This is a genomic window from Synechococcus sp. WH 7805 (genome assembly GCF_000153285.1).
Taxonomy (GTDB): domain Bacteria; phylum Cyanobacteriota; class Cyanobacteriia; order PCC-6307; family Cyanobiaceae; genus Synechococcus_C.
This window is the reverse complement of the sequence record NZ_CH724168.1, coordinates 2265607-2289946: the sequence shown is the minus strand read 5'-3', so window position 1 is coordinate 2289946 and position 24340 is coordinate 2265607. Positions and strand designations below refer to the sequence as shown.

Here is a 24340-nt window from a genome sequence, read left to right as displayed (position 1 = left end):
TCTAGCACCTTCAATCAATAATCACGAAGACTTCAAATAACAAAGCCAGCGGTATCTTTACCGCTGGCTTTTTGATGCCTGACAATCAAAAACCGCGGATCTGAAAACGCTTCTCAAAGTGACAACCTTGCTTATCGGTACCAAGGAATGAAGATCTGTTACCAGCACCAAACCTTGTTTGGCAGCTGCCTGAGAATCACATTCGATCGGCTTCACCTTTTCAGGTGATGGCCGACTCCATCCCCGAAGGTCAACAGATACAACATCTGAGGCTTTCAAGCTCAGATCTCCACGATTTGAGCACCTGCGGCCCTTAAGCTGCTCTCCGATCTCAGTCGAGATCACCACCACCACACACCGGATATCGGTCTCCTACGGGCGGCCGCTTGCTTCGAGGTAGAACTGCATGAGCATCGTCTCCAACTCGATCATCAACGCGGACGCCGAAGCCCGCTATCTGAGTCCAGGAGAACTGGACCAGATCAAGGCCTTCGTCGGCGGCGGACAACGACGTTTACGTGTCGCTCAGGTTCTCAGCGAGAGTCGTGAGCGCATCGTGAAAACCGCTGGCGGCCAGCTGTTTCAGAAGCGTCCCGACGTGATCTCCCCCGGAGGCAATGCCTACGGCGAGGAGATGACCGCAACCTGTTTGCGGGACATGGATTACTACTTGCGCCTTGTTACCTACGGGGTTGTCGCAGGTGATGTGACCCCGATCGAAGAAATCGGAGTGATCGGCGCCCGCGAGCTCTACCGCTCCCTGGGTACCCCTCTCGAAGCCATGGCTGAAGCGGTCCGTGAAATGAAGACCGTCGCCATGGGCATCCTCAGTGGTGCCGACGCCGAGGAAGCTGGCTTCTACTTCGACTACGTGGTCGGCGCCCTCGCCTGAATCACTGGACTTCACGCCCCTATCCGTCACTCCTGATCCATGCAAGACGCGATCACCAACGTCATCAACAAGTCCGATGTCCAGGGTCTTTACCTGGACACGACGTCCATGAGCAGCCTTGAGAACTATTTCGCCAGTGGTGAGCTGCGCGTCAAGGCTGCTGCCACCATCAGTGCCAACGCCTCATCGATCATTCGTGATGCGGTCGCCAAGGCGCTTCTGTATTCGGACATCACCCGTCCTGGTGGCAACATGTACACCACCCGTCGCTATGCAGCCTGCATCCGCGATTTGGATTACTACTTGCGCTATTCCACTTACGCCATGCTGGCTGGAGACACCTCCATCCTCGATGAGCGGGTGCTGAACGGTCTCAAAGAGACCTATAACTCTCTGGGAGTACCCATCGGAGCCACCGTCCAGGCCATTCAAGCCATGAAAGAGGTCACCGCCTCGCTCGTAGGCCCTGATGCTGGAAAGGAAATGGGTGTTTATTTCGACTACATCTGTTCCGGTCTCGGCAACTGAGATCGATGCGGTTGTTCAAAGTCACTGCCTGCATTCCAAGCCCTGAGAAGGTTCGGACCCAGCGCGAATTACAGAACACCTTCTTCACCAAGTGGGTTCCCTACGACAGCTGGTTCGCTGAACAACAGCGGATCCAAAAACAAGGTGGACGAATCATCAAGGTTGAGCTCTGCACTGGCTCACGCCAGGTGAACGTAGGGAACTGAAAGGAGCCTCGAACGTGTGCAAGCCCGGCCTTCGGTCGGGTTTTTTTATGACCAATCCCCTTGCAAATCGTGCATAAAGCGCCTCAATACACTTAAACCTCGTTAATCCATTGAGCAGCCCGTCCGTGATGTCAAGGAGGAGTCGATCCTCACGATCGGGCAGCGTTAGGACACGCCAGATCCCCGAACAAGATTCAAGGTCGTTCTGGGAACGCCATCTCCCCCTCGATTGGTCGTCATGGCCCGCTGAAGCACGGCTCCTACTGACTCTGACTGCAATCTGGAGCCTCGCAGGCCTGCTGGTACTTGCCTCGGCCAGCTGGTGGGTTGCAGTGCGTGAGCAGGGTGAAGGTGCCTATTACGTCAAACGCCAACTGGTGTGGATGGCCGCCAGCTGGAGTCTGATGGCGTTCACAGCATCCACCAATCTCAGACGCTGGCTCAAGTTGGCCGGACCTGCCCTCTGGATTGGATGCCTACTGATCGCTGCAACGCTGGTGATGGGAACCACAGTGAATGGCGCAAGTCGTTGGCTCGTGGTTGGCCCCGTCCAGATCCAGCCATCCGAACTCGTCAAGCCTTTTGTGGTGCTGCAAGCCGCCAACCTCTTCGCGCACTGGAAACGCACGGGCCTGGATCAAAAGCTGTTGTGGCTCAGCAGTTTTGCAGTGTTAGTCCTTCTGATCCTCAAACAACCAAACCTGAGCACGGCAGCCCTGAGCGGACTGTTGATCTGGTTAATGGCATTCTCAGCGGGCCTTCCACTGTTTCTACTGTTCGGAACAGCGATCGCAGGAGGCTTTCTAGGGACAGCAAGCATTCTGATCAACGAATATCAACGCCTGAGGGTGGTTTCCTTCTTAAATCCTTGGCAGGACCCCCAGGGTGATGGCTATCAGTTGATCCAGAGCCTCTTAGCGATTGGGTCAGGAGGGTTGTTCGGGCAAGGGTTCGGCCTCTCCACACAAAAAATGCAATATCTGCCGATTCAGAGCACAGATTTCATCTTTGCTGTCTATGCCGAGGAATTCGGGCTCGTCGGCTCGCTGCTTCTTCTGCTCTTTCTGATGCTGATCGGCTACCTGGGCCTTCGCGTGGCAATGCGCTGCCGCAGCAATCAGGCGCGTCTCGTCGCCATTGGCTGTTCCACTCTGCTTGTCGGCCAGTCGATCATGAATGTGGCTGTAGCCTCCGGGGCCATGCCAACAACAGGCCTGCCTCTTCCCCTGATGAGTTACGGGGGGAACTCGCTGCTGTCGAGCTTCGTAATCGTGGGACTACTCATCCGCTGTTCGCTGGAATCCACCGGGCTGATCGGAGGCCGCGGTCAAAGAGCAACGAGCAGGTCTCTTCAGCGGCATTGATGCCCTTATCGATAGTCTTTAACTCTGCAATTTCCGGCCGCCCGGCACGACCATCGCTTTCCTCGAACTAGCTCTTTCCGACCTGGCACGAAATGGTGAGCTGCTGCTGAATCAAGCCCTGCAACAACCGGGCCCCCTGAGCCTCGGCATTGTTCTGATCGGTGGAGCCCTCACCAGCCTCGGCCCCTGCTCCCTCTCCCTTCTTCCGGTCACCCTCGCTTATCTGGCAGGTTTTGAAGGTCGACAAGCCCCATGGCAGCGCAGCCTGGCTTTTTCAGCCGGAATTGTTGTTGCGCTGGTGATGCTCGGAAGCCTCAGCGGTTTGTTGGGTGGAATCTATGGCCAGGTTCCTGGCCTGATCCCAACCTTGGTGGCGGGGCTGGCCATTGTGATGGGCCTCAATCTTCTGGGCATGATTCGAATTCCACTGCCCGCCGGACCTGACCCCATGGCCTGGAGCAAGCGGGTCCCCGCACCTCTGGCTCCCCTGGCAGCTGGTCTGGCCTTTGGCCTGGCGGCCTCGCCCTGCACAACCCCCGTTCTGGCCGTTCTGCTGGGCTGGATCGCGAGCACGGGCAATGTTGTTGTTGGCATTCTGTTCCTAAGCAGCTTCGGGATCGGCCAGGTCCTGCCCTTGCTGCTGGCAGGCAGCGTGGCAGCCTCCTTGCCGAAGTTGATGGCACTTCGGTCCGTGAGCCAATGGATCCCGAGCATCAGCGGAGCCGTGCTGATCACAGTGGGATCGCTCACGCTGCTTTCGCGACTGGTCTGACAATGCGTACTTTGAGTCGCTTACTGGCGATCCTTTCGGATCTACGCCTGGCCATTGTTCTGCTGCTACTCATCGCGGCGGCGAGTGCTGTGGGGACGATCCTTCCTCAACAAGAAGCCCCTGAGCTTTATCTGGAACGGTTCAATTCCGATCCGTGGCTTGGAGTGATCAACGGTGACCAGATGCTGGCCTTTCAGCTGGATCATCTTTACTCAAGCGTGTGGTTTCTGATCTTGCTGGCCTGGCTCGGTGTGGCCCTGATGCTTTGCAGTTGGCGCAGGCAATGGCCGGCTTTACAAGCAGCGATGCGTTGGATCGATTACACCCGCCCGCGTCAGCTCAGCAAACTGGCCCTTGCGGAAACTGTCAGCTGTGAAAGCAGCGATGGAGCACTATCCAGCCTTGCTTCAGAGCTGAAATCACAGGGCTGGGAGGTCAGGCAGCATCAGGATCGCTTAGCAGCGCGCCGCGGCGTCGTGGGACGGGTCGGCCCTCTGCTAGTTCACACGGGCTTGGTGTTGTTGCTGATCGGCGCTGCCTGGGGAGCCCTCGCCGGTCAGCGTCTGGAACGTTTTCTGGCACCAGGACGCTCTCTGGATCTTCTCGATCCTGCAGGAGCCAATCGACTGAGCCTCACTCTCGAGCAATTTTCGATCACGCGTGACCCTGCCGGACGCCCCGAGCAGTTCCAGTCCACGCTGACCCTTTCACCACCGGGAAAGGAGGAAGAGCTCCGAACAATCAGCGTGAACCATCCACTCCGCTATCAGGGAATGACGGTGTACCAAGCCGACTGGTCCTTGGCAGCAATCACGGTGCAGATCGGCAGGAGTCCGATGCTGCAGCTCCCTCTCAGCACATTCCCGGAGCTGGGAGACCAGATTTGGGGACTTGTTCTACCGACGCGTCCGGACGGGAGTGAACCCGTCTTTTTAAGCACCAGCAGTGAGCAGGGTCCGGTGCAGGTCTTCGACGCGAACGGTGCACTTCTCAGCAATTTGAGACCCGGAGGCGAAGGAGCCGACGTGAGGGGTTTGCCCCTAAGGGTGATCGACATTCTTCCCGCAAGTGGTCTTTTGCTCAAACGTGACCCCGGCGTTCCCCTGGTCTATGCCGGCTTTGCCATCACGCTCCTGGGTGGAGCGCTCAGCATGGTTGCGACGCGTCAGATCTGGGTCATCAGCGACAGCACGCATCAGCGCCTGCATATCGGCGGGCTTTGCAATCGAAACCTGCTGGGTTTCGCAGCGGAACTGCCCCAACTGATCAACAGGCTTGACGTGTCCCATGGCTGACACGCACCACGGTATGGACATTGCCTCTTGGATAGAAATCAGCTTCAAGCTGCATCCAAACCGGGTCGCAGGCTGACACCAGATCATCAAGGATCCGGTTGGCCACCTCTTCATGGGAGATGGAGCGATCGCGGTAACCGTTCACATACAGCTTGATCGCCTTCAGCTCAATGACGCGTGGGCCAGGCTGGTAGAGAAGCCTCAAAACAGCGAAATCTGGATACCCCGAAAAAGGACAGAGGCAAGTGAATTCAGGCAATTCAATCGAGACCTCATAGGGCCTACCAGGCCGAGGGTTGTCGAAGCAGATCAACTGGGCCTCGGCAATCGCTCGCTCGCCATAGAGAGGAGTTCGGGTCGTTTCTGCAGGAGATGCGCCCATAGCAGGCATCAGAAGCAACGGTTTGTAAAGAACCTAAATCCCAACGGGAGAGGGGCAAACCCATCAGAGCGAGACAATTACGGAATCTCTTCCATCCAAAAGCCGCAAAGTGTTCACTATGAACATCGGTTTTGAGATAGAACTGCATCGAAGGACAAAACGTTGAGCTCAGGCAACGGTCATGCGTCGCCTTTCCAGCCGGAAGTAGCCACTCGCGCGGCGAAGCAACGCTCCTTCCCACGAAGCGGCCCCGATCAGTGATCGGGACAACCACCATCCCCTTCGAGGCCCATCTCATGACTATGACTACTCTTCAACGCACATACCGCGGCATCGCCTACGACCCAGCCCAGCACGAACAGCTGAGCGATAGCCGGGTGGAGCACACCTACCGCGGAAGCCACTACGAGGCTCCTCTGCACCACCAAGCCGCCGAGAGCGCCACGGTTGAACTGCACTACCGCGGCAGCGTCTACCAGCACAGACAGCACCAGGCCAAATCCTGATTCGGTATCAAAACGAACAACGATTGGACCAAAGACCAGTCGTAATGGGTGTAGACCGAGCCCTATTTATGGATCTCCAATTGCTGGCAGATGGCCTCTCTTTTCGATTGACCCCTGCCAGCATTCACGGAATTCTCTGGCTCCAAACACACTTTGAGTCAAAGCACTGGGAGCTTCTGGCCAACGGACTTGTCACAGTGTCTCGAATGGATGCTGAAGCCCTCTGGCAGGACGCCACCGGAGCAGGATTAAATATCGACCCTCTTCCAGCCCTCTCACCCTCCCGGTGAGTCAGACCTGATTCACAATTGATTGTCCGAAGATCTCGTCATGAAAAAAGTCGAAGCCATTATTCGCCCATTCAAGCTTGAGGATGTGAAGCTCGCTTTGGTCAATGCGGGAATTGTCGGCATGACTGTGAGTGAAGTGCGCGGATTTGGTCGGCAGAAGGGGCAGGTCGAGCGCTATCGGGGTTCCGAGTTCACTGTTGAATTTCTTCAGAAGCTCAAGGTTGAAGTGGTCGTTGACGACGCAAGGGTGGACACGGTCGTGACCGCCATCGCTGAAGCCGCGAAAACTGGCGAGATCGGCGATGGAAAAATCTTCATCTCTTCCGTTGAAACAGTGGTTCGAATCCGGACCGGCGACCGTGACGGGGCTGCACTCTGAGGCAAGCGTTAACGGTTGAGCGTTGCTGTCACCTCTCCCTCGATCACATCACGGGTGACCGAGGGATCACCTGAGCCGCTCAGCCACAACAAATATTCGTGATTACCAGCAGGTCCGGTGATTGGTGATCCCACAAGCCCTCGTGCCCTCCAGTCCAGGGCATTGCCTGCGGCAATCACATGGGTAATGGCATCGCAATGCGCAACTGGGTCGCGAACAACGCCACCTTTCCCCACGCGGTCCCGCCCTACCTCAAACTGCGGCTTCACCAGCAGTACAGCATCACACCCACACCACCGATCACCTTGGTCATCGACCTGCAGCAGGCCGGAAAGAGCCGGAAGCACAAGATGTAGAGAGATGAACGAGACATCGGCCACGGCGAGTGTGGGCCTGGGATCATCCTCAGCGAAGAGCTGTTCCGGAATCAGACGTCGCAAATTGGTGCGTTCCTGCAACACCACACGTTGATCGGTGCGAAGGCTCCAGGCGGTTTGTCCATACCCAACATCGATCCCGTAGACACGGCGAGCTCCATGCTGAAGAAGGCAATCGGTGAAGCCACCGGTCGAAATTCCTCCGTCCACACACACACGTCCCTGCACCTCAAGGGGGAAAGCCAGCAGCGCGGCAAGAAGTTTCTCCCCTCCCCGTGAAACAAATCGAGGCGGCTGTTCCACGCGAACAACCATGTCTTCAGCCACTTCAAAACCGGGTTTTTCCAAGCGCTGACCATGGCGATCGCGCACCTTCCCCGCACGAATCAACTGTTGCGCCTGCTGACGGGATGCCGCCAGGCCCAGCGTCAGCAAATGCAGATCTAGCCGTTGTTTTCGGGGCACAGCTTCATAAAAGCAGAGTTCAAATCCGAACAAAGTCATGGGGTTCAGCGATGAACCGGTTGATGTCCGAGAGGATCGTCGCGAGCCGCCCCACGGACATGTCCGCCAAGCAGCCCCCCCACCGCCGCTGCCACAACAACAGCAACGTTCTGGAGCTCCTACATCCTGGAACCTTCGTCACGATCGACAATCATCCCAATGATCTCCCCCCTTTCCAGGTGATCGAGTGCAGCGGAGGTTTTTGCTTGGTCCGGCAGCAATCTTGGGGCCAGCATGTGCAGTGGGAGGTTGAGCACCGTCGCCTACGTTCGGCTTAAAACTCCGACGTCGCCGTATGGTCATGGATTGACCGTTCGTCTGCGAGCCCTTGATCGAGCGCTACACCCTGCCCGAGATGGGCGCGATCTGGACCGACCGTGCCAAATATCAGAGTTGGCTCGATGTGGAGGTCGCGGCCTGTGAAGCCAACTGCTCACTAGGGCGCGTCCCGGAGCCTGCAATGGAGGAGATCCGCAACAAAGCGGCCTTCGAACCGGAACGGATCCTCGAGATCGAAGCCGAGGTGCGTCACGACGTGATCGCGTTCCTCACCAATGTGAATGAGCATGTCGGGGATGCCGGGCGGTATATCCACGTGGGCATGACCAGCAGTGACGTACTGGATACCGGCTTAGCCCTTCAGCTCAAAGCTTCGGTGGTGCTGTTGAGACAGGAACTGATGGCCCTGGATCAGGCCATCGCCGTGCTGGCGAAAGCCCACAAGAGCACGGTGATGATCGGCCGCTCCCACGCGATTCATGGTGAACCCATCACCTTCGGCTTCAAGCTCGCAGGCTGGTTAGCAGAAACCCGTCGCAATGCTGAGCGACTCGAACGCCTCGAACAGGATGTGGCTGTGGGCCAGGTGAGTGGAGCCATGGGCACCTACGCGAACACCGACCCGGAGGTGGAACGACTCACCTGTGAACGTCTTGGCCTGAACCCCGACACGGCCAGCACGCAGGTGATCTCACGCGATCGTCATGCGGACTACATCCAGACCCTCGCTCTGGTGGGAGCAAGCCTCGACCGGTTTGCGACCGAAATCCGCAATCTCCAGCGCACCGATGTGCTCGAAGTGGAGGAAAGCTTCGCCAAGGGGCAGAAAGGCAGTTCAGCCATGCCTCACAAACGCAATCCGATCCGCAGTGAGCGCATCAGCGGCCTGGCCAGGGTACTGCGCAGTTATGTCGTCGCTGCACTTGAGAATGTTGCTCTTTGGCATGAACGGGACATCAGCCACAGCTCCACCGAACGGATGATGCTTCCGGACTGTTCGGTCACGCTGCATTTCATGCTCAGGGAGATGACGGCTGTGGTGGCCGGTCTTGGCGTTTACCCAGACAACATGCGCCGCAACATGAATGTTTATGGGGGTGTGGTGTTCAGCCAGCGAGTCCTGCTCAGCCTTGTCGATGCCGGAATGAGCCGGGAAGACGCCTACCGAGTGGTGCAGCGGAACGCACACAGCGCCTGGAATACCGAGGGGGGCGATTTCCGCGCCAACCTCGGCGGCGATCCTGAGGTCACCGCAAAACTCAGCCCCCAACAACTGGAGAACTGCTTCAGCACAGAGCTGCATCAAGCCAACCTGGGGGTGATCTGGGACCGGCTGAAGCTCTGATGAGATGACGGCATCATGTTCTGGACCCCTTACGCAGACTGGATCTATGTGGTGGTGAGCGTCAGCGGGATGCTGCTGATCATTGCCCTTGTGCTGAGGCCCGACTCGAACTCATGACCAATCCGACGCGCATCGAACACGACAGCATGGGGACCGTGCATGTTCCTGAGCAGGCGTTATGGGGTGCTCAGACCCAGCGCTCCTTAAAGAATTTCGCCATCGCCGAGGATCGGATCCCCACCCCACTGATTCATGCGCTCGCTCGCATCAAGCAGGCAGCGGCGATCGTGAATGCGCGACATGGTCTGATCAGCAACGACCAATGTGACTTAATTGTTGAAGCCGCGGCCGCAATCGCCGAAGGGCGCCACGACGCTCAATTCCCTCTGAGGGTCTGGCAAACCGGCAGCGGCACGCAGACCAACATGAACCTCAACGAGGTGATCAGCAATCTGGCATCGCTGCGTGCTGGGGAGGCTCTCGGCAGCCATCGGCCCATCCATCCGAATGATCACGTCAACCGTTCCCAGTCCACGAACGATGCCTTTCCGGCCGCCATCCATGTGGCAGCAGCTGAAGGGATCAGCCGCCGCCTTCAACCTGAACTGCAACAGCTGAAAGAGGCCTTTGCCACCAAAGCGAACGACTGGGCATCCATCGTGAAGATCGGCCGCACCCACCTTCAGGATGCAGTGCCGCTCACACTCGGCCAGGAAGCATCCGCCTGGAGAGATCAGATCGGAACCGCAGCGCGACGCATCGACACCAGCCTGGAGGAAATCCTGCCTCTGCCCCTGGGAGGCACAGCGGTGGGAACCGGGCTCAACGCCCCCGAAGGCTTTTCCGTCGAGGCGGCAGCGGAGCTCAAGCGGCTCACAGGCCTCCCCTTCAGCACAGCCCCCAACAAGTTCGCCGTGATGGCCAGCCACGATGGACTCGTCAACACCATGGGACAACTCAGGCTTTTGGCCGTCAGCCTGCTCAAGATTGCCAATGACATCCGCCTGCTGGCCTGCGGTCCAAGAGCCGGGCTCGCCGAACTGCATCTTCCGGAGAACGAGCCTGGGAGTTCGATCATGCCGGGCAAGGTAAATCCCACCCAGTGCGAAGCGATGGCGATGGTCTGCACCCAGGTGATCGGCCTTGACGTGGCGGTAGCGATGGCCGGTGCAGGTGGTCATCTGCAGATGAATGTGTACAAACCGCTGATCGGCTTCAACCTGCTGCAGTCCATCACCCTGCTCACTGATGCCTGTCACTGTTTTCGGGTGGCCATGGTTCAAGGGATTGAACCCAACCGCACCCGCATCCAGAGAGATGTGGAACAGTCTCTAATGCTCGTCACCCCGCTCACCCAGGTGATTGGATACGACAAAGCCAGCGCGATTGCCAAGTACGCGCACGAACAGGGGATAGACCTCAGGAGTGCAGCACTCGACCTGGGTTACGTCAGTGCTGAAGAATTCGATCGCGTCGTCGACCCTGCCTCCATGGCCTCTCCATAGGGCTAAGAGTGTTTCGCGGGGAGATCAGGCAGCCCTCTCGGTAGCTGGATTCAACGACTCCGATTCCGCCGCCGCAGCCTTGAGCAAATCATCCGCTTCCGCCACAGGGAAACGATTGATCGCTTTCAGAGCCTGACGGGCATGGCTGCGCAGCTGCTCGCTGATCGCCTCGCAATAGGGCACCTGCGCCAGCAGATCAATGGTGCGTCGCATGATCCGCACCACATCACCTTCATCCAGCGAGGTATTGGCGATCAGATCATTCCAGGCCACACCGCGGGCCCAGGCCTCCACCAGTCCCATGAGTTCAGGCTCCCACCATGCGGGGACAACAACCTGGTGACGTTCCTGAACCCGCAGCAGTTCCCGGCGGATTCCCGAGAGGTCATGAAGCGCCTCTTCCGCCCGCGGCGGCGGTGGAAAGCCACTCCAGAGGTCAGGGCGGTTGACTTCGGTGCTGATGGCTTCAAACACCGCTGCAAGCTCCGCCGGAGGCAGATCATCAAGATGGCCACTCATCAGCGCGAGACCGAGCCAAAGCTCGTTGTCGCCTCGTAGAGCCGCCACGGTTCTGCCGATTTCGGTGGGCACAAGGTCGTCGAGAGCACCGAAGTGCTGAAGGATCTCCATCAGGGCGAGGAATGTCTCCCAGTGCCGATTGGCACGGTGATGGAGCAGTTGCTGCCGCTCGGTGATCTCCAGTTCCAGCTCTTCCATGCGACGCCGATGCTTCTTGAGCTGCTTGCGATCCCCCCAACGATGGGCTGGATGGGTTTCCAGCTCAGCTTCAAGCTCCTGAACGGATTGCATCTGAGTCAGAACCTCCCCGGCGAGGTCGTACTGGGGCGTGGTCATGTCATGGCGTTGGGCCATGTGCCCCACAGCAAGAGCGAGGCCACCGCTGTGCTGATCTCCATGGCGAAGCTCTCCAGCACGCCCCAGATCAGGGGTCCGCAGCCCCTCCACCTGCAGACAGCTCAGTTCGGCATGCAGGCTGACCACTGCCTGACAGGGGAGCAGAAGCCAGACGTTGTCGTTGGTGAGGCAAAGAAGAAGCGGAAACTGACCGGGGCCCTCGCACTTCTCGACGATCACCGCCGGGGTGACTCCACCGCGCAACTGCGGAGACTTCAGACTGACCAGCGTGCCAACACTGGCAAATTGAAGCGCCAGCGTGAGCTCATGGGCGAGGGTCTCCTCGGCCTGCTGTTGAAGGATGCGCAACAGGCGCCTTTCCTCACGGAGACGGCCGCGCAATTTTTCATAGTCTTCAAAATCTTCCCAGGGCACATCACCGGCCGTTCCCTGCAACTGTCCGAGCTGAAGACGCAGCTGCTGAAGAATCTCCTCCTCCTCAACTAGATCGAGGCTGGCCAGATAGCGGCCGAAACTTCGTTCGACCAGCTCCCGTGCCTTGGCCAGATCGTGGCGCTGCAACAGATTGAGCACCATGCCGTAGCTGGGTGTGAACTGACTGACGAGAGGATCAGCCGGGCTTGTGGCCAGCTGTCCCGCCTCTCGCACCCCTTCAAAACGACTCTGCACCGTCACCACATAGCCCTTGGAATCAAGGCCCCGCCGACCGGCACGACCGGCCATCTGCAGGAATTCGCTGGCCATCAGCGGCCGGTGGCCCCGCTCGGTGCGCTTGGAGAGTGCGGCAATCACGGTGCTGCGCGCAGGCATGTTGATCCCGGCCGCCAGGGTTTCCGTGGCGAACACGACCTTCACCAACCCCTGCTGGAACAATTCTTCAACCAGCTCTTTCCACGCTGGCAAGACCCCAGCATGGTGAGCCGCGATGCCCCGCAGGAGCGCATCAGCATGCAAGCCATCGCGCACGGCTTCGGGATTGGCCGCCGCGTAGGCCTTGAAACGTTCACGGATGCATGCCTGCTCAGACTCGTTGACCAGACATTGCACCCCGAGATCGCGCACGGCCTTGTCACACCCCCGGCGACTGAAAATGAAATAGATCGCCGGCAACATCTCCCGTTCAGCCATCTGAGCCACGACGAAACTGATTGGAGGCGGCTCTGGCTGGGGAGGGCGTTGTGAACGTCCCTTGCGCTTGTTTCCCTTTGGAGCACGCCACACCTTGCAGTTGGGATGCAGGCCGGTGCCTTGGTCATTCAGCAACGGATGCAGTCCCTTGGCACTGCAGAAACTGAACTGGAGGGGAACGGGTCTGAAATCGCTGTGCACCAGGTGCGTGGGTCCATGGACCCGTTCAATCCAGTCGGTGAGCTGACCGGCATTGGCAACGGTGGCGGAAAGCGCCACCAGCTGCACCGGCAGTGGGCAGTGAATGATTGACTCCTCCCAGACCGTGCCGCGCTGGGAATCGTTCATGTAGTGGCATTCGTCGAGCACCACCGCCTCCACATCCGCCAACGGGTCGTCGGACTCATCAGCCTCCGCATAAAGCATGTTGCGGAAGATCTCCGTGGTCATCACCACGATCGAAGCCTCACGGTTCACGCTGAGGTCACCGGTCATCAAACCGACGTTGTCGGCTCCAAACTGCTCACGGAAGTCGCGCAGCTTCTGATTGGAAAGGGCCTTGAGAGGCGTGGTGTAAAAAACCTTCTGGCCATGGGCGATGGCTCGGTAGATGGCGTATTCACCCACGAGGGTCTTGCCGGATCCCGTTGGGGCGCTCACCACAACGGAATGCCCCTGATTGAGGGCATCAATCGCCTCCAGCTGGAAGTCATCCAGCGGGAAGGGGAAGAGTTGCGCCGGATCAGGGGATCCCACACTGGCGGGCTGTGAAGCCTGGGGAGCCTGATCCTTCATGGAGTGATCTTAGGGACGCTTTCGCCACAGGGCCGCCAGGAGACTGCCCAGTAGGGAGTGCATCACGGCTGAGATCGCACCTGGAAGGGCGGTAAGCGGACTCGCGAAGCCACCGGATCGGGCCAGGACAACCGCCAGTCCGGAGTTCTGCATTCCGACTTCAATGCTGATGGTGCGGCGCACTGCCCTGGGTTCACCCAGAAGTGCCGGCAGCAAGAAGCCGAGCAGGAAACCACCACCGTGAAGAAGAGCCGTGGCCAGCACAAGCAGACCTCCCTGACGCAGAAGCACCTCGCGCTGACTGCCCACGATTCCGGCGACAATCAAGGCGATCGCCACAACCGCCAGCGGCGGCATCACAGGCTGCACTCTGGCTGCCAGTCGGGGCAACCCCTGCTTGATCGCCACGCCGACCGTGACCGGAACCAACACCACCTGCAGGACATTCACCAGCAGAGTCCAGCCATCCACTGGGACATAGCGCCCCGCCAGTGCACTGGTCAGCAGGGGCGTCACCACAACGGCAAGAAGGGTGCTCAGGGATGTCATCACCACCGACAGCGCCACATCGGCCCGGGCGATCAAAGCCACCACATTGCTGGCTGTCCCTCCTGGGCAGCACCCCACCAGAATCAACCCAACCGCCAGAGGCGGCTCCAGCTTCAGGGCCCACGCCAGCGATGCAGCAAGAGCAGGCATCACCAGAAACTGAGCTCCCACACCGATCAGGGCAGCCCGCGGCGGAATCATGGCCCGACGGAAATCAGCCGGAGAAAGCCCCAGCCCCATGCCCAGCATGATCAGCGCGAGAGACCAGACGATCACCGGGCCTGCCACCCAGGTGAACAAGTCGGGCTGCAGCAGTGAGAGCAACGCTGCCAGCAGGGTCCATAAAGGGAAGAAAAGAGTGAAGCGCTCCAACCCCATAACCGCTTCCGATGGAAACGGCAGCAAATTCACCCTCACTCTGCAGGGCGACCGGGGCCCAAAGTAGAGACCATGACTGTCCCACCCACCCGCCGTCGACGACTGCGCACCTGGGCGCCATCCCTGGATGGTGAAGGGCTGCACTCCGTCATTGCCACCGAGGCAGATGCCGAGGCAGGCCCAGCCCTGATGGATCTGGCCAGCAATGACTACCTCGGGCTCAGCCACCACCCACAGCTGATCGCCGCGGCCGAGGCCGAATTGCAGCGCAGTGGTGTCGGTGCCGGTGGCTCCAGGCTTGTCACAGGAAGCAGGCCCGTGCATGACCGTTTGGAGACGGCCCTGGCCCGATGGCTGCAACGCGACAGGGTGTTTCTGTTTCCGAGCGGATTTCAAGCGAACCTCGCCGCGGTCCTGGCCCTGGCCAACCGTCACACCACGGTGCTAGCCGATCGCTTGATACACCATTCGCTGCTGGTGGGAGTGCAGGCCAGCGGAGCCCAGCTGAAGCGCTTCGCCCACAACGATCTCCACGCTCTGCACCAGCAACTTCAGGCATGTCGCAGCCAGCGCCAGGACGCACGCCTGGTGGTGATCAGCGAAAGCCTATTCAGCATGGAGGGCACCAGCCCGGACGTACCGGCCCTGGCCGCACTCTGTCGGAACTATGGCGCCAGCCTGCTTCTAGATGAAGCCCATGCTCTCGGGGTCCTTGGATTTGAAGGGCGAGGGCTTGGCCTTGGCCTGGAGGGCATCACCATGATCAGTGGCACCTTTGGCAAAGCCTTTGGAAGTGGTGGGGCCTTTCTCGCCTGCGATCAAGAGCAGGCCGACGCTCTGCTGCAGACCAGCGGAGCATTCAGGTACACCACAGCCCTGGCGCCACCCCTGGCAGCTGCTGCTCTGGCTGCATTGGACCTTCTGAAAGGCCACCCCTGTTGGGGATCGGACCTCGTGAAACAGAGCAATCGTTGGAGAAATCGCCTTGAGGCCCAGGGCTGGTCCCGTCCCGCCGGGATTGGACCGATCCTGCCGCTGCTGGTGGGGGGTGATCAGCCAACGCTGGAGTACCAGCAACGGCTGGAGGCAGCAGGGGTTCTCACCGTTGCCATCCGCCCGCCAACCGTTCCGGAGGGAACGGCCCGTCTGCGACTGGTGCTGCATCACCGCCAGTCTGATGAGGCCCTGGACGCGTTGGTGAACACCCTTGGGCACGGCGACCTCCGGTCATGAAACAGGTCATTGCGATGCATGGATGGAGCTCGGATGGCACCGTCTGGGCACCCTGGCAGCGATCCTTCCAGCGCCATGGATGGCACTGGATCAATGGAGAACGTGGTTATGGCGGCCGTAGCCCTGTCGCTCCCGCCTGGAGTGAATCACCCGATGACGCAACGCCGCAGCGACGGGCGGTCATCGCCCACTCCCTTGGGCCGCATTTACTGGACGCCGCCGTGCTGGCCCAGGCCACAGACGCCGTGCTGCTGGCCAGCTTCGGACGCTTCGTTCCCGAAGGACGGCAGGGACGTGCGTTGAGGGCTGGGCTTGAAGGCATGAGACGCGCGATTGGGAGTCCCGAAGAAGCCGCCATGCTGCAAACGTTTCTGCAGCGCGCTGCCGCGCCCACGGATGTCACCGCTCTGCCACCCAGCCCTGGCATGCAGGGCCTTACAGCTGCAGGACGGGAACGACTGCGAGCCGATCTCGACCATCTGACCACCACCGCAGGGCTCCCACCAGGTCTGCCGAGGACCGCCCGCGTGCTGATCGTGGAAGCAGCATCTGACGCCATCGTGGTTCCGGAAGCGAGCAAGTGCCTGCTCAGCGAACTCAACAATCTTCTTGAGCAGGCACCCGAGCACTGGTGCCTCCCCAACATGGGACATGCACTGCTGATGCCGGACCTGCTCATTCACGTCAGAGAGTGGCTGGATCAGGACATCGGGCCACCCGGATGAAACCGACCGCCTGGCAAGACCGCGTTCTGCGGGGATTCGATCGCGCGGCCGAACGGTATGACCGATCGGCCAGACTGCAACGCTCGGTGGCCTGGCGACTGGCCCAACTCACTCGGCGGGAAGGGATCCCCGAGGGTCTCTGGGTTGATCTAGGGACCGGGACCGGTCATCTTGCAACAGCGCTGGAGCAACTGCATCCAGGCCACAAGGTGCAGCGTCTTGATGGCAGTCAGGCGATGCTGCGCGGTCATCCTGACGAAGCCGAGGTTTTGCACTGGGATCTCACAACGGGGCTGCCGGATTGGAGCGAGGCTCCAACCCTTCTCGCCTCGAGCTTCTGCTTGCATTGGCTTCCTGAACCGCAGCGTTGTCTGCAGCAGTGGATCCGGCGGTTGTCCCCTGATGGGCTCCTGGCGGTTGCCCTTCCGGTGGAGGGATGCTTCCCCCAGTGGCATGAAAGCGCCAGGCGCTGCAGGGTGCGCTGCACTGCTCTGCCCTTCCCTTCCACTGACGCGTTACTGAGAACGATCCCAGCGCAACAGCTCCGCATGACGCACCGGGTGTCCTACACAGTGTCGTCATCGAGCCTGCCATTACTGCTCAAGCCTCTGCGCCGGATTGGGGCTGGCACCAGCCCTCAATCACCCCTTCCACTGCGTGACTGGCGTCGTCTTCAGCACGAGTGGAGCGACCGCCAGAACGACGGCCAGCTAAGACTCACCTGGGTGATCCAATTGCTGCTGATTCGCGGATGAATCCAGGTTCTGATCCTCTCCGACTCGTGGTCTGCGGCACCGACACTGACATCGGGAAGACCGTCGTGAGTGCGTTGCTGGTTCAGGGACTGGAGGCCACGTACTGGAAGCCGGTGCAGAGCGGACTGGAGGGAGGCGGCGATCGCCAGAGAGTGGTTGATCTGCTGGAACTGCCCGAGCACCGCTGGATCCCAGAGGCTTACGCCTTCAAGGCTCCGGTCTCGCCCCATTGGGCGGCGGAGCTTGAGAACACGGTTCTCGAACCGGCAATGCTCCAGTTGCCGCCCAGCGGGTCCAACCCTCTGGTGGTGGAGACGGCCGGAGGTCTGCATGTGCCGCTCACCCGCACCTGGAGTCAGATCGACCAGCTGCAGCACTGGAATCTCCCGGTGGTTCTGGTCTGCCGCAGCGGCCTGGGCACGCTCAATCACACCCTGTTGAGTTTGGAAGCCTTGGCAAGCCGAGGGATTCCCGTGCTCGGACTGATCCTCAACGGTCCCCTGCATGCTGATAATCCTCGAACTCTGGAAGATCTGGGGAAAGTTCCAGTGCTGGCAGAGCTACCTCCCCTCCACCCACTCAGCGCAGAGACACTCAAATCTGCATGGCAGAAGCAGGGACTGGGCCTTAAGTTCAGGGCGACGATGAATCGCCCGGATCGCCGATGACCAGCCGCCAGACCTGGGCCACTGTGGCCGTTGCCCTGCTTTGTGGTGGCATCCTTGTGCTGTTCACGGATGTTGAGGTTCAGCTGGTGCGCTGGTTCAACTGCGGACCAATCGCCACCCAGGGGGAACGGGATAGCGAGGTCTGCCGCTGAACACTCCCTCTGCGGTTCAACCCATGGGCCTGGAGCGAATGGGACAGCTGCCAAGCATGAGGGCAACGTGACGCACGGCCATGGTCAAGGGCCAACCCTGGCGGAGCTGTTCGTGAATCTGTTCCACCTGAGAAGGGGACCATCCACGCATCTCAAGCCGTGCCTTCATCGAGGGCCATCCCCCTTCAAAAAAGATGCTGCGACAGCCCTCGCTGCCTTCCTGGCATCGGGGCTGGGAGTTCGGGGGATCCACAAACCGCCTCGACTTGGGCTGTCCATAACGGCGGCTTCCTTCAGTGAAGGCCATTGATGCACCATCCGGACGCCAACTCATGATGACAACAGGCAGTCGCGCGTGCCCAGTGTCTCGGAACCACCACCCCAACCTCTGGCCACCCTTCACATCCATCACCACCACTCCACCACTCGAGCAGGTGGTGCGAGGAGAAGGGGCCTTGCTGCACCGTGCAGAAGCTGAACCCCTCATCGATGCGATCAGCAGCTGGTGGGTGACCCTGCATGGCCATGCACACCCAGTGGTGGCGGCAGCCATCGCCGAGCAGGCTGCCACGCTCGAGCAAGTGATCTTCGCGGAATTCACCCATCCCCAGGCCGAACGGCTCGCACAGCGACTCGCTCAGCACACCGGCCTCGATCGCGTGTTTTTCTCGGATAACGGATCCACTGCGGTGGAAGTGGCTCTGAAAACGGCAGTGCAGTGGTGGCACAACCGCGGAGAGCCTCGCCAACAGCTCATAGCTTTTGACGGGGCTTATCACGGTGACACCTTCGGCGCGATGGCCGTTGGAGCCCGCAGTCTGTTCAGCGAACCCTTCGATCAACTCCTCTTCCCCGTCGCGCGGGTGCCCTGGCCGCACACGCACTGGGACGACGAGGCGGTGGACCGACGCGAACAGAACGCCTTGACGGCTCTGGAGCAAGCGCTGACCACACCCACAGCCGCCGTGATCCTTGAACCGCTGGTCCAGGGAGCCGGAGGAATGCGCATGGTCCGTCCTGGCTTTCTTCAAGCCGTAGAACAACTGGTTCGCGAGGCAGGGAGTTTGTTGATCGCCGATGAGGTGCTGGCGGGCTTTGGACGATGCGGCACCCTGCTTGCATCCCAGCGGGCAGGCATCCACCCCGATCTGGTCGCGCTCTCCAAGGGACTGACCGCCGGATTCCTACCCATGGGGATCACAATGGCCACAGAGGCGATCTTTGAGGAATTCCTGGGGAGCGATCCCACCCGAACGCTTTGGCATGGGCACAGCTTTACAGCCAATCCTTTGGGCTGTGCAGCCGCCAATGCCAGTCTGGACCTGCTTGAAGCCGAGCCAGAGAAATATCAGCAGTTTCAGGACAGGCACCAGCCCCGTCTGGAACACCTAGCCCGCCACCCGAAGGTTCAAAGACCAAGGCTGTGCGGAACGATTGCAGCCTTCGACCTTGTGACCGATGGCAGCCAGGGGTACCTCAATCCCGCTGGAAAAATCTTGCGCGGCCTGGTGCGGGAGCACGGGGTGCTGATCCGTCCTCTTGGGGATGTGGTGTATCTACTGCCCCCGCTGTGCATCAGCGATGCTCAGCTGGATCAGTGCTACGAGGGCATCGAGAGCGGACTTGACGTCCTCAGGGCCCAAGCCTGAGGGCTGCTTCCACATCCGCCCGTGACAGTCCGTAAGGAAACGAGCAGGACCTCGCTGGCTGGGAAGACGTCCAGGTCACACCCAGATCCTCCTGAGCAAGCCTTAAGCGGGCGCTCCATCCAGGCTGCTCCCAGATCCAGTCACAGGGATCGTCCTCACTGCGTCCAGCCCCCAAAACCCGCAGCCATTCTTCAAGAGCCCGCAACGAATGCTGGTTCAGCGGAGTCTCTGACGGAGGGAGTGGTGCCATCAAAACCACCAGGATCGACATCGGTGATCCGAGTCTGCTCTGCCACCAACCAACTCGGCTGGACCTGGAGCGCAAGCCCTCGATTCCAGGCCACACCAACACCCAGCAGAAGACAAATCAACATCGCTCCCGTGAGCAGGAGCAGTGACGTCCATTCCCCTCCGGACAGTGGACGGCGCTGACCAATTGCGTGGGGCACCGGCAAAGGTGGCTCTATGGCCGCAACAGGGCTGGCATTCCGCTCCTCCAGTGCCGCGTCATAAAGACGTCGCAAACGTGGATCGGCCAATTGCTCATACGCTTCCCGGAGCAGACGGAATTGCCTGGCAGCATCTTGTGCCGGCAAACGGGTTGTGTCGGGATGCACGGCTTTGCTGCGCCGGCGGAAGGCCTGGCGCAGCATTTCGGAATCTGCGCCTTTGGGTACACCAAGGCGCTCGTAATGGCTGAGGTCCTGAACCGAGGATGGCATGCGTTGAGCTGAGTCCCCAGTCATGAAGACACTCTAGAAAGGAGAGAGGGGGAGGCCGCTATGCCTGAGTCAACGCCGTTCGCTGCCCAGGGGCCGGAGCTCTGGTCCAGGCTGGACTGGACGCCTGACTCGGTGCAACGCGAGCAACTCATCACTCTCCAGCAGTTACTGCGTGACTGGAACAGTCGGGTGAACCTCACCAGGCTCATCGAGGGGGAAGACTTCTGGATCGCCCAGGTGCTGGACAGTCTTTGGCCTCTGAAAGCCGAACTGGACACCGCTAACAAGCCTCGTCGTTGCATCGACGTCGGCACTGGCGGCGGATTCCCTGGCCTTGCGGTCGCCATTGCTCTACCAGGAGCGGAAGTGACCTTGGTGGATTCTGTTGGCCGCAAAACTGCAGCGGTGGCGGCCATGGCCCGTTCACTCGGAATGGCAGAACGGGTCAGCGTCCGCACGGAACGGGTGGAACGGACAGGGCAGGACCCCACCTGCAGAGGCCGATTTGATCTGGCGATGGCCCGGGCAGTGGCCTCGGCTCCTGTGGTGGCCGAATACCTGGTTCCACTCCTGCATGCCGACGGGCAGGCCTTGCTTTATCGAGGGCGTTGGCAGGCGGAGGACCAGAGGGATTTGGATCCTGCTCTCGCCATGTTGAAAGCAAAAACAGTGGCGATAGAACGGTGTGAGCTGCCGTCGGCACGCGGCGCCCGCACCGTGATCCGACTGATGCCTGAGAAGCCCACTCCGAACCAGTATCCGCGTGCCGTTGGCATTCCCGGCAAGCAGCCTCTCGGCACTCAGGCTGACGACAACCGCTCTTGACGTTCGCCACCCACCCGTTCACGCAGATTGCGCAGACGCCCTGGGATGGAGGACCTCCAAGGACTATCCAGCAAGGCAGCATCAAGCTCCTCCGCACTCACATCACGATCAAGCGCGTCAGCATTGGCGCCAGGAAACCAATGTCCCGCCCTGCCCAAAAGGCCATAACGAGCTCGGGCGTAACTCTCCAGGCCCCAGGATTCAACAAGATTATGGAGCCAGAGGAGAACGGGCAAGTTGATCTCCCCGGGCGTGTCTTGCCAACCAGGAAGACCCTGCCGCCAACTGCTCAACCAGTCGGGTCCAAGGGCCTCCTTCTCGGCTTGATGAAGGCGGGCCTCAATGGGGCTCACCAGAGCCAGGGCGTCCTCCAGGCAACTGACAGCCTCTAGATGGAGGTCCAGATCCTGAGGGCATGCCGCACCCACACTGAGAGTGTGAACACGCTGATCTCGCAGACAGAACAAATCATTGAAAACGATGGGGTGGAGAGGGGCGGTCAGTTCGACCAACCTTTGCGCAGGCGTGTGCAGGTGCCCACCCTTGTCTGTGGGACTGATGATGAACACGCCCATGTCGTGTCGATGCGCAGCGGCAATTGCCGGCTCGTTGTCCTGCCGGATGAAATACCAGTGCAGGTTCACGTAATCGAAGGCGTCTGTCTCAATCGCTTCAACAATCACATCGGTGTCCCCATGGGTGGAAAAGCCGACATGACCGATGCGCCCTGATTGCTGCCAACGCCGCGCCACCTCTAAGCAGCCTCCTGGCCTGATCGTCTGGGCGAGGTGGTCCCGTCGGTTGATGCCATGGATGGCGAGCAGGTCCACGCGCTGCACACCCAACCGCTGCATGCTGAGCTCCAACTCAGCTTCAAACAGGGCAGGGTCCTGTTGGGGAGGAACTTTGGTTTGCAGAATGCGGCTTGGATCAGGACAATCAGGCATGGCCCAGCCCAGCTGCCGCTCTGAGCTTCCGTAATGCCGTGCCGTTTCGATGTGATGAAAGCCAAGGTCGACAGCACGTTCGAGGGTGCCCTGCAGCAACTGCTGAGACCGCACCGTGATCGCCTGGGCCTCTAGGTCGCTCCAGCTCTGCTGAAAGCGCATTCCTCCTAGGGAAAGAACCGGCATCGAGAGCTCGGTGCGTCCAAAACGTCGGGTCGGAAGACCAGTCAAGCGTCAGTCCGTTTGAGTGCCGCGGGGAATCTGGCGCCGCGGCCTTGCCGGTGAAGGTAATCCGAGGGGGAGCAGCTCCTGAGCCTCAAGCTGAAGTCTCAGGGCAGGTAATTCCTCGAACTGGACCCAGTGGATACAGTCCACAGGACAGGTTTCGATCGCTTCCTGAATCCGCTCACTGCTGTCACCATCCTGGCGAATCGCCCGTGAACGTCCGAGGTTGGGTTCGATCGCGAAAGTATTGGTGGCGACGTGGGCGCAGTAACGACAGCCGATACACACCGCTTCATCTACCCAAACAGCTCGTTCACGCAGATCCCCGCCAAGAACGGGTTCGAATCCCGAAACATCGGGACCTTCCAGAGAGGACGCGGAATAAGCCGCTGCAGCCGGATTGTTCACTCCGAGAAAACCTTCATCAGGCATCCCAACGGGTCACCACCAATTCAATCGAGCCGTCCTGAACAGTGGTCTGTTGAGCCAGATCAAAGCCCTCCTGGCGACTGGCTTCGAGAACGGCGCGCAGTGCGTAGCGTTGGGTGAGCTGTGACAAAAAACGCTCCACAGGGACCGGTTGGCGCCAGAGATCGAGATCGGTCACAAATTCGTAGGCACAGCTTGTTGAATTCCAGCGGAACCCGAAATCAGCACCACCCTCGATGGCAACTGACAACTCCGCGTCCACGGTCTGGCCGCGGTAACCACGCACGGTTTGCTTCCCTGCATCAGGGGCATAACCAAGGTCTTCGAGTGCGCCACGGAGAGGCTCGAGCTGGCGGAGTTCAGTCTTGACGGTGCTGAAGTGAGACATCAGGAGGGCTCGACGAACTGGGTCTGGTGGAGGTCTTGGGCGGTGGTAAAGGCCTCGGATGTGGACTGGCGCCGTTCAACGGTTCCAAGGGCCGCTTCGAGGCGATCCGTGAGCTGCAGACAGCCGTCACCGGCGATTCCTTCAACCGTTTCCTCGACGCGACCGTCGGGACGGATCTTGAATCGCACTGTGCGCTGAGGCATGCACCACCACAAAGTTGGACAGATGCTAGAGGCGAGAGACCTCAGCTGGAGAGCCCTGTAACCGATCCGTTCAGAGCAGCAGTCCCTCATCAAGAAGGGTCTTCAACCGGTCCACAAGCTCAGGATCATCAAGCTGCTCAAGAGCAGTGCGGGCTTCATCGCGCACGGTCGCCTCACGATCCTTGAGCAGTGCACTGACAAACGCCTCAACCACCTGATCCTGGCGAGATTTCACCAGATGTTCATGCAAGCGGGCCAGGGCCCAGATGCAGTTGCTGCGCACAACGGGCTCACTGTCGATCTGGAGGCTGACAAGCAACTGCCCCGCCGCCAAATCGGCCTTCGCTTCAGAGGTAGCGCCAGCCTCGGCAAGGGATACAGAGGCCCAAAGACGAACCGATGCCACATCGGTTTGCAGAGCGCGAATCAAGGGATTGAGGACAGGAGCATCCGAGTAGTTACCGAGACTCCAAGCTGTGGCCTTTCGGACGTACGCATTGCTGTCCAGTTGAAGAAGCCCAAGCAGGGGCTGAACAGCCTGGGTTGAGGGATTGCGCCCAAGGGCATACACCGCACTCATCCGCACCACGGGGCAGGAATTTTCAAGAAGCGGCAGCAGCAGGGGAACAGCACGGGGATCCCGGTGCTCACAGAACACACGCAAACCCTGCAGGGACTGGTCATGCCCCTGATTCAGCCATGCCAGTCCCTCATCACAGGCTCTGGCCGCCTGAAGCGCATCATGCTCCGGGTCATCCGGAGCGATCTCATCGAGGGGATCCCCCTGAAGCTCAGCGGCCAGCTCACTGGCCAGCACATCAGGATCAATGGCCAGATCAGCCATCGCATCATTCCTCTTGGAGTTGAATGCGTCACCCATGTGCTGATCGTAATCTCAGCTGATCGGTGCGGGAGCCAGCATGTCCCCGGGAAGCCAGATGCGTGCACTGACGGCCACCAGGGCCAGAGCGAAGAGCGCCACGATCAGGATGGGCAGCAAGGTGGAACGGAAGAACGCCACGACATCGAAGAATTCGACCCATTGTGACTGCCAGAGCGACTGAACCAC

The 24340-nt window shown here is 59.9% G+C and carries 33 protein-coding genes and 1 riboswitch; of the genes, 20 read left to right on the top strand and 13 right to left on the bottom strand.

Annotation, left to right across the window (positions count from 1 at the left end):
- The first annotated feature begins 406 nt into the window (after positions 1–406).
- The 6 genes from WH7805_RS11565 (at position 407) to WH7805_RS11540 (ending at position 5057) form a co-directional block, all read left to right on the top strand.
- Positions 407–892, top strand: coding sequence for an allophycocyanin subunit alpha (locus WH7805_RS11565; RefSeq protein WP_006043295.1), 486 nt, complete (start codon positions 407–409; stop codon positions 890–892).
- A gap of 39 nt (positions 893–931) precedes the next feature.
- Positions 932–1420, top strand: a complete 489-nt coding sequence (apcB, locus tag WH7805_RS11560) for an allophycocyanin subunit beta (protein WP_006043294.1) — start codon at positions 932–934, stop codon at positions 1418–1420.
- Between the two features lie 5 nt (positions 1421–1425).
- Positions 1426–1626, top strand: a complete 201-nt coding sequence (locus WH7805_RS11555; RefSeq protein WP_006043293.1) for a phycobilisome linker polypeptide — start codon at positions 1426–1428, stop codon at positions 1624–1626.
- A 128-nt stretch (positions 1627–1754) separates the two neighbouring features.
- Complete coding sequence (locus tag WH7805_RS11550) at positions 1755–2990, top strand: FtsW/RodA/SpoVE family cell cycle protein (RefSeq protein ID WP_006043292.1); 1236 nt, start codon at positions 1755–1757, stop codon at positions 2988–2990.
- 103 nt (positions 2991–3093) lie between these two features.
- Positions 3094–3762: a cytochrome c biogenesis CcdA family protein gene (locus WH7805_RS11545; RefSeq protein ID WP_050751995.1), complete on the top strand. Its 669-nt coding sequence runs from the start codon at positions 3094–3096 to the stop codon at positions 3760–3762.
- Positions 3763–3764: 2 nt separating this feature from the next.
- On the top strand, positions 3765–5057 hold the full coding sequence (locus WH7805_RS11540) for a cytochrome c biogenesis protein ResB (protein ID WP_006043289.1): 1293 nt from the start codon (positions 3765–3767) through the stop codon (positions 5055–5057).
- On the opposite strand, the gene queF is transcribed toward WH7805_RS11540, so the two are convergent.
- A complete protein-coding gene (gene queF, locus WH7805_RS11535) occupies positions 5029–5439 on the bottom strand; it encodes a preQ(1) synthase (RefSeq protein ID WP_006043288.1) in 411 nt (136 codons plus the stop codon). The two genes, WH7805_RS11540 and queF, sit on opposite strands and share 29 nt — an antisense overlap.
- Before the next feature lie 158 nt (positions 5440–5597).
- Positions 5598–5673, top strand: a riboswitch (Glutamine riboswitch).
- A 62-nt stretch (positions 5674–5735) separates the two neighbouring features.
- Here queF and WH7805_RS11530 point away from each other — a divergent pair.
- The 3 genes from WH7805_RS11530 (at position 5736) to WH7805_RS11520 (ending at position 6614) form a co-directional block, all read left to right on the top strand.
- On the top strand, positions 5736–5945 hold the full coding sequence (locus WH7805_RS11530; protein WP_369776005.1) for a DUF4278 domain-containing protein: 210 nt from the start codon (positions 5736–5738) through the stop codon (positions 5943–5945).
- A 107-nt stretch (positions 5946–6052) separates the two neighbouring features.
- Positions 6053–6235, top strand: a complete 183-nt coding sequence (locus WH7805_RS11525; RefSeq protein ID WP_232199006.1) for a hypothetical protein — start codon at positions 6053–6055, stop codon at positions 6233–6235.
- Positions 6236–6275: 40 nt separating this feature from the next.
- Positions 6276–6614, top strand: a complete 339-nt coding sequence (locus WH7805_RS11520) for a P-II family nitrogen regulator (RefSeq protein ID WP_006043285.1) — start codon at positions 6276–6278, stop codon at positions 6612–6614.
- Positions 6615–6622: 8 nt separating this feature from the next.
- Here the strand turns inward: WH7805_RS11520 and WH7805_RS11515 are convergent, their stop codons facing one another.
- On the bottom strand, positions 6623–7495 hold the full coding sequence (locus WH7805_RS11515) for a TlyA family RNA methyltransferase (RefSeq protein WP_006043284.1): 873 nt from the start codon (positions 7493–7495) through the stop codon (positions 6623–6625).
- A 59-nt stretch (positions 7496–7554) separates the two neighbouring features.
- On the opposite strand from WH7805_RS11515, the gene WH7805_RS11510 reads away from it, so the two are divergent.
- The 4 genes from WH7805_RS11510 to fumC are packed head-to-tail and all read left to right on the top strand — an operon-like array spanning position 7555 to position 10624.
- Complete coding sequence (locus WH7805_RS11510; RefSeq protein WP_006043283.1) at positions 7555–7773, top strand: hypothetical protein; 219 nt, start codon at positions 7555–7557, stop codon at positions 7771–7773.
- Between the two features lie 50 nt (positions 7774–7823).
- The gene (gene purB, locus WH7805_RS11505) at positions 7824–9119 is read left to right on the top strand and encodes an adenylosuccinate lyase (protein WP_006043282.1); all 1296 of its coding nucleotides are present in this window, start codon (positions 7824–7826) and stop codon (positions 9117–9119) included.
- Positions 9120–9134: 15 nt separating this feature from the next.
- Positions 9135–9236, top strand: a complete 102-nt coding sequence (locus WH7805_RS11500) for a hypothetical protein (RefSeq protein WP_006043281.1) — start codon at positions 9135–9137, stop codon at positions 9234–9236.
- Positions 9233–10624 (top strand): class II fumarate hydratase, encoded by a 1392-nt coding sequence (gene fumC, locus WH7805_RS11495; RefSeq protein WP_006043280.1) that lies wholly within the window; start codon positions 9233–9235, stop codon positions 10622–10624. The genes WH7805_RS11500 and fumC overlap by 4 nt, the downstream gene beginning before the upstream one ends.
- 24 nt (positions 10625–10648) lie before the next feature.
- Here the strand turns inward: fumC and WH7805_RS11490 are convergent, their stop codons facing one another.
- Positions 10649–13423: an RNA helicase gene (locus WH7805_RS11490; RefSeq protein ID WP_006043279.1), complete on the bottom strand. Its 2775-nt coding sequence runs from the start codon at positions 13421–13423 to the stop codon at positions 10649–10651.
- A 9-nt stretch (positions 13424–13432) separates the two neighbouring features.
- Positions 13433–14350 carry a bile acid:sodium symporter family protein gene (locus tag WH7805_RS11485; RefSeq protein WP_006043278.1) on the bottom strand — a complete coding sequence of 306 codons (918 nt, stop codon included), beginning with the start codon at positions 14348–14350 and terminating at the stop codon, positions 13433–13435.
- Between the two features lie 72 nt (positions 14351–14422).
- Between WH7805_RS11485 and WH7805_RS11480 the strand changes: the two genes are divergently transcribed.
- From WH7805_RS11480 to WH7805_RS14790, 5 genes are read left to right on the top strand one after another with little or no spacing between them, the layout of a single operon-like run.
- The gene (locus WH7805_RS11480; protein WP_006043277.1) at positions 14423–15583 is read left to right on the top strand and encodes an aminotransferase class I/II-fold pyridoxal phosphate-dependent enzyme; all 1161 of its coding nucleotides are present in this window, start codon (positions 14423–14425) and stop codon (positions 15581–15583) included.
- Positions 15580–16308 (top strand): hypothetical protein, encoded by a 729-nt coding sequence (locus WH7805_RS11475; RefSeq protein ID WP_006043276.1) that lies wholly within the window; start codon positions 15580–15582, stop codon positions 16306–16308. Before WH7805_RS11480 ends, WH7805_RS11475 begins: the two co-directional genes overlap by 4 nt.
- The gene (locus WH7805_RS11470) at positions 16305–17063 is read left to right on the top strand and encodes a methyltransferase domain-containing protein (protein WP_006043275.1); all 759 of its coding nucleotides are present in this window, start codon (positions 16305–16307) and stop codon (positions 17061–17063) included. Before WH7805_RS11475 ends, WH7805_RS11470 begins: the two co-directional genes overlap by 4 nt.
- Positions 17060–17731, top strand: a complete 672-nt coding sequence (bioD, locus tag WH7805_RS11465) for a dethiobiotin synthase (protein WP_006043274.1) — start codon at positions 17060–17062, stop codon at positions 17729–17731. Before WH7805_RS11470 ends, bioD begins: the two co-directional genes overlap by 4 nt.
- Positions 17728–17883: a hypothetical protein gene (locus tag WH7805_RS14790; protein WP_006043273.1), complete on the top strand. Its 156-nt coding sequence runs from the start codon at positions 17728–17730 to the stop codon at positions 17881–17883. The genes bioD and WH7805_RS14790 overlap by 4 nt, the downstream gene beginning before the upstream one ends.
- 16 nt (positions 17884–17899) lie before the next feature.
- Here the strand turns inward: WH7805_RS14790 and WH7805_RS11460 are convergent, their stop codons facing one another.
- Complete coding sequence (locus WH7805_RS11460) at positions 17900–18217, bottom strand: hypothetical protein (protein ID WP_232199005.1); 318 nt, start codon at positions 18215–18217, stop codon at positions 17900–17902.
- Positions 18218–18245: 28 nt separating this feature from the next.
- Here WH7805_RS11460 and bioA point away from each other — a divergent pair, with 28 nt between their 5' ends.
- Complete coding sequence (gene bioA, locus WH7805_RS11455) at positions 18246–19532, top strand: adenosylmethionine--8-amino-7-oxononanoate transaminase (RefSeq protein WP_006043271.1); 1287 nt, start codon at positions 18246–18248, stop codon at positions 19530–19532.
- Here the strand turns inward: bioA and WH7805_RS11450 are convergent.
- On the bottom strand, positions 19516–19737 hold the full coding sequence (locus tag WH7805_RS11450; RefSeq protein ID WP_006043270.1) for a DUF3143 domain-containing protein: 222 nt from the start codon (positions 19735–19737) through the stop codon (positions 19516–19518). The genes bioA and WH7805_RS11450 overlap by 17 nt on opposite strands.
- Complete coding sequence (locus WH7805_RS11445) at positions 19724–20254, bottom strand: J domain-containing protein (protein ID WP_006043269.1); 531 nt, start codon at positions 20252–20254, stop codon at positions 19724–19726. Before WH7805_RS11445 ends, WH7805_RS11450 begins: the two co-directional genes overlap by 14 nt.
- Before the next feature lie 60 nt (positions 20255–20314).
- Here WH7805_RS11445 and rsmG point away from each other — a divergent pair, with 60 nt between their 5' ends.
- Positions 20315–21079: a 16S rRNA (guanine(527)-N(7))-methyltransferase RsmG gene (gene rsmG / locus WH7805_RS11440; RefSeq protein WP_006043268.1), complete on the top strand. Its 765-nt coding sequence runs from the start codon at positions 20315–20317 to the stop codon at positions 21077–21079.
- On the opposite strand, the gene WH7805_RS11435 is transcribed toward rsmG, so the two are convergent.
- The 6 genes from WH7805_RS11435 to WH7805_RS14510 form a co-directional block, all read right to left on the bottom strand.
- Positions 21055–22212 carry an aldo/keto reductase gene (locus WH7805_RS11435; protein ID WP_232199050.1) on the bottom strand — a complete coding sequence of 386 codons (1158 nt, stop codon included), beginning with the start codon at positions 22210–22212 and terminating at the stop codon, positions 21055–21057. The genes rsmG and WH7805_RS11435 overlap by 25 nt on opposite strands.
- 48 nt (positions 22213–22260) lie before the next feature.
- Positions 22261–22683, bottom strand: coding sequence for a ferredoxin (locus WH7805_RS11430; RefSeq protein ID WP_006043266.1), 423 nt, complete (start codon positions 22681–22683; stop codon positions 22261–22263).
- A complete protein-coding gene (locus tag WH7805_RS11425; protein ID WP_006043265.1) occupies positions 22676–23068 on the bottom strand; it encodes a DUF1257 domain-containing protein in 393 nt (130 codons plus the stop codon). The genes WH7805_RS11430 and WH7805_RS11425 overlap by 8 nt, the downstream gene beginning before the upstream one ends.
- Positions 23068–23271 carry a DUF2997 domain-containing protein gene (locus WH7805_RS11420; protein WP_006043264.1) on the bottom strand — a complete coding sequence of 68 codons (204 nt, stop codon included), beginning with the start codon at positions 23269–23271 and terminating at the stop codon, positions 23068–23070. Before WH7805_RS11420 ends, WH7805_RS11425 begins: the two co-directional genes overlap by 1 nt.
- A 70-nt stretch (positions 23272–23341) precedes the next feature.
- Positions 23342–24151 (bottom strand): HEAT repeat domain-containing protein, encoded by an 810-nt coding sequence (locus WH7805_RS11415; protein WP_006043263.1) that lies wholly within the window; start codon positions 24149–24151, stop codon positions 23342–23344.
- A 15-nt stretch (positions 24152–24166) separates the two neighbouring features.
- The gene (locus WH7805_RS14510; protein WP_006043262.1) at positions 24167–24340 is read right to left on the bottom strand and encodes a hypothetical protein; all 174 of its coding nucleotides are present in this window, start codon (positions 24338–24340) and stop codon (positions 24167–24169) included.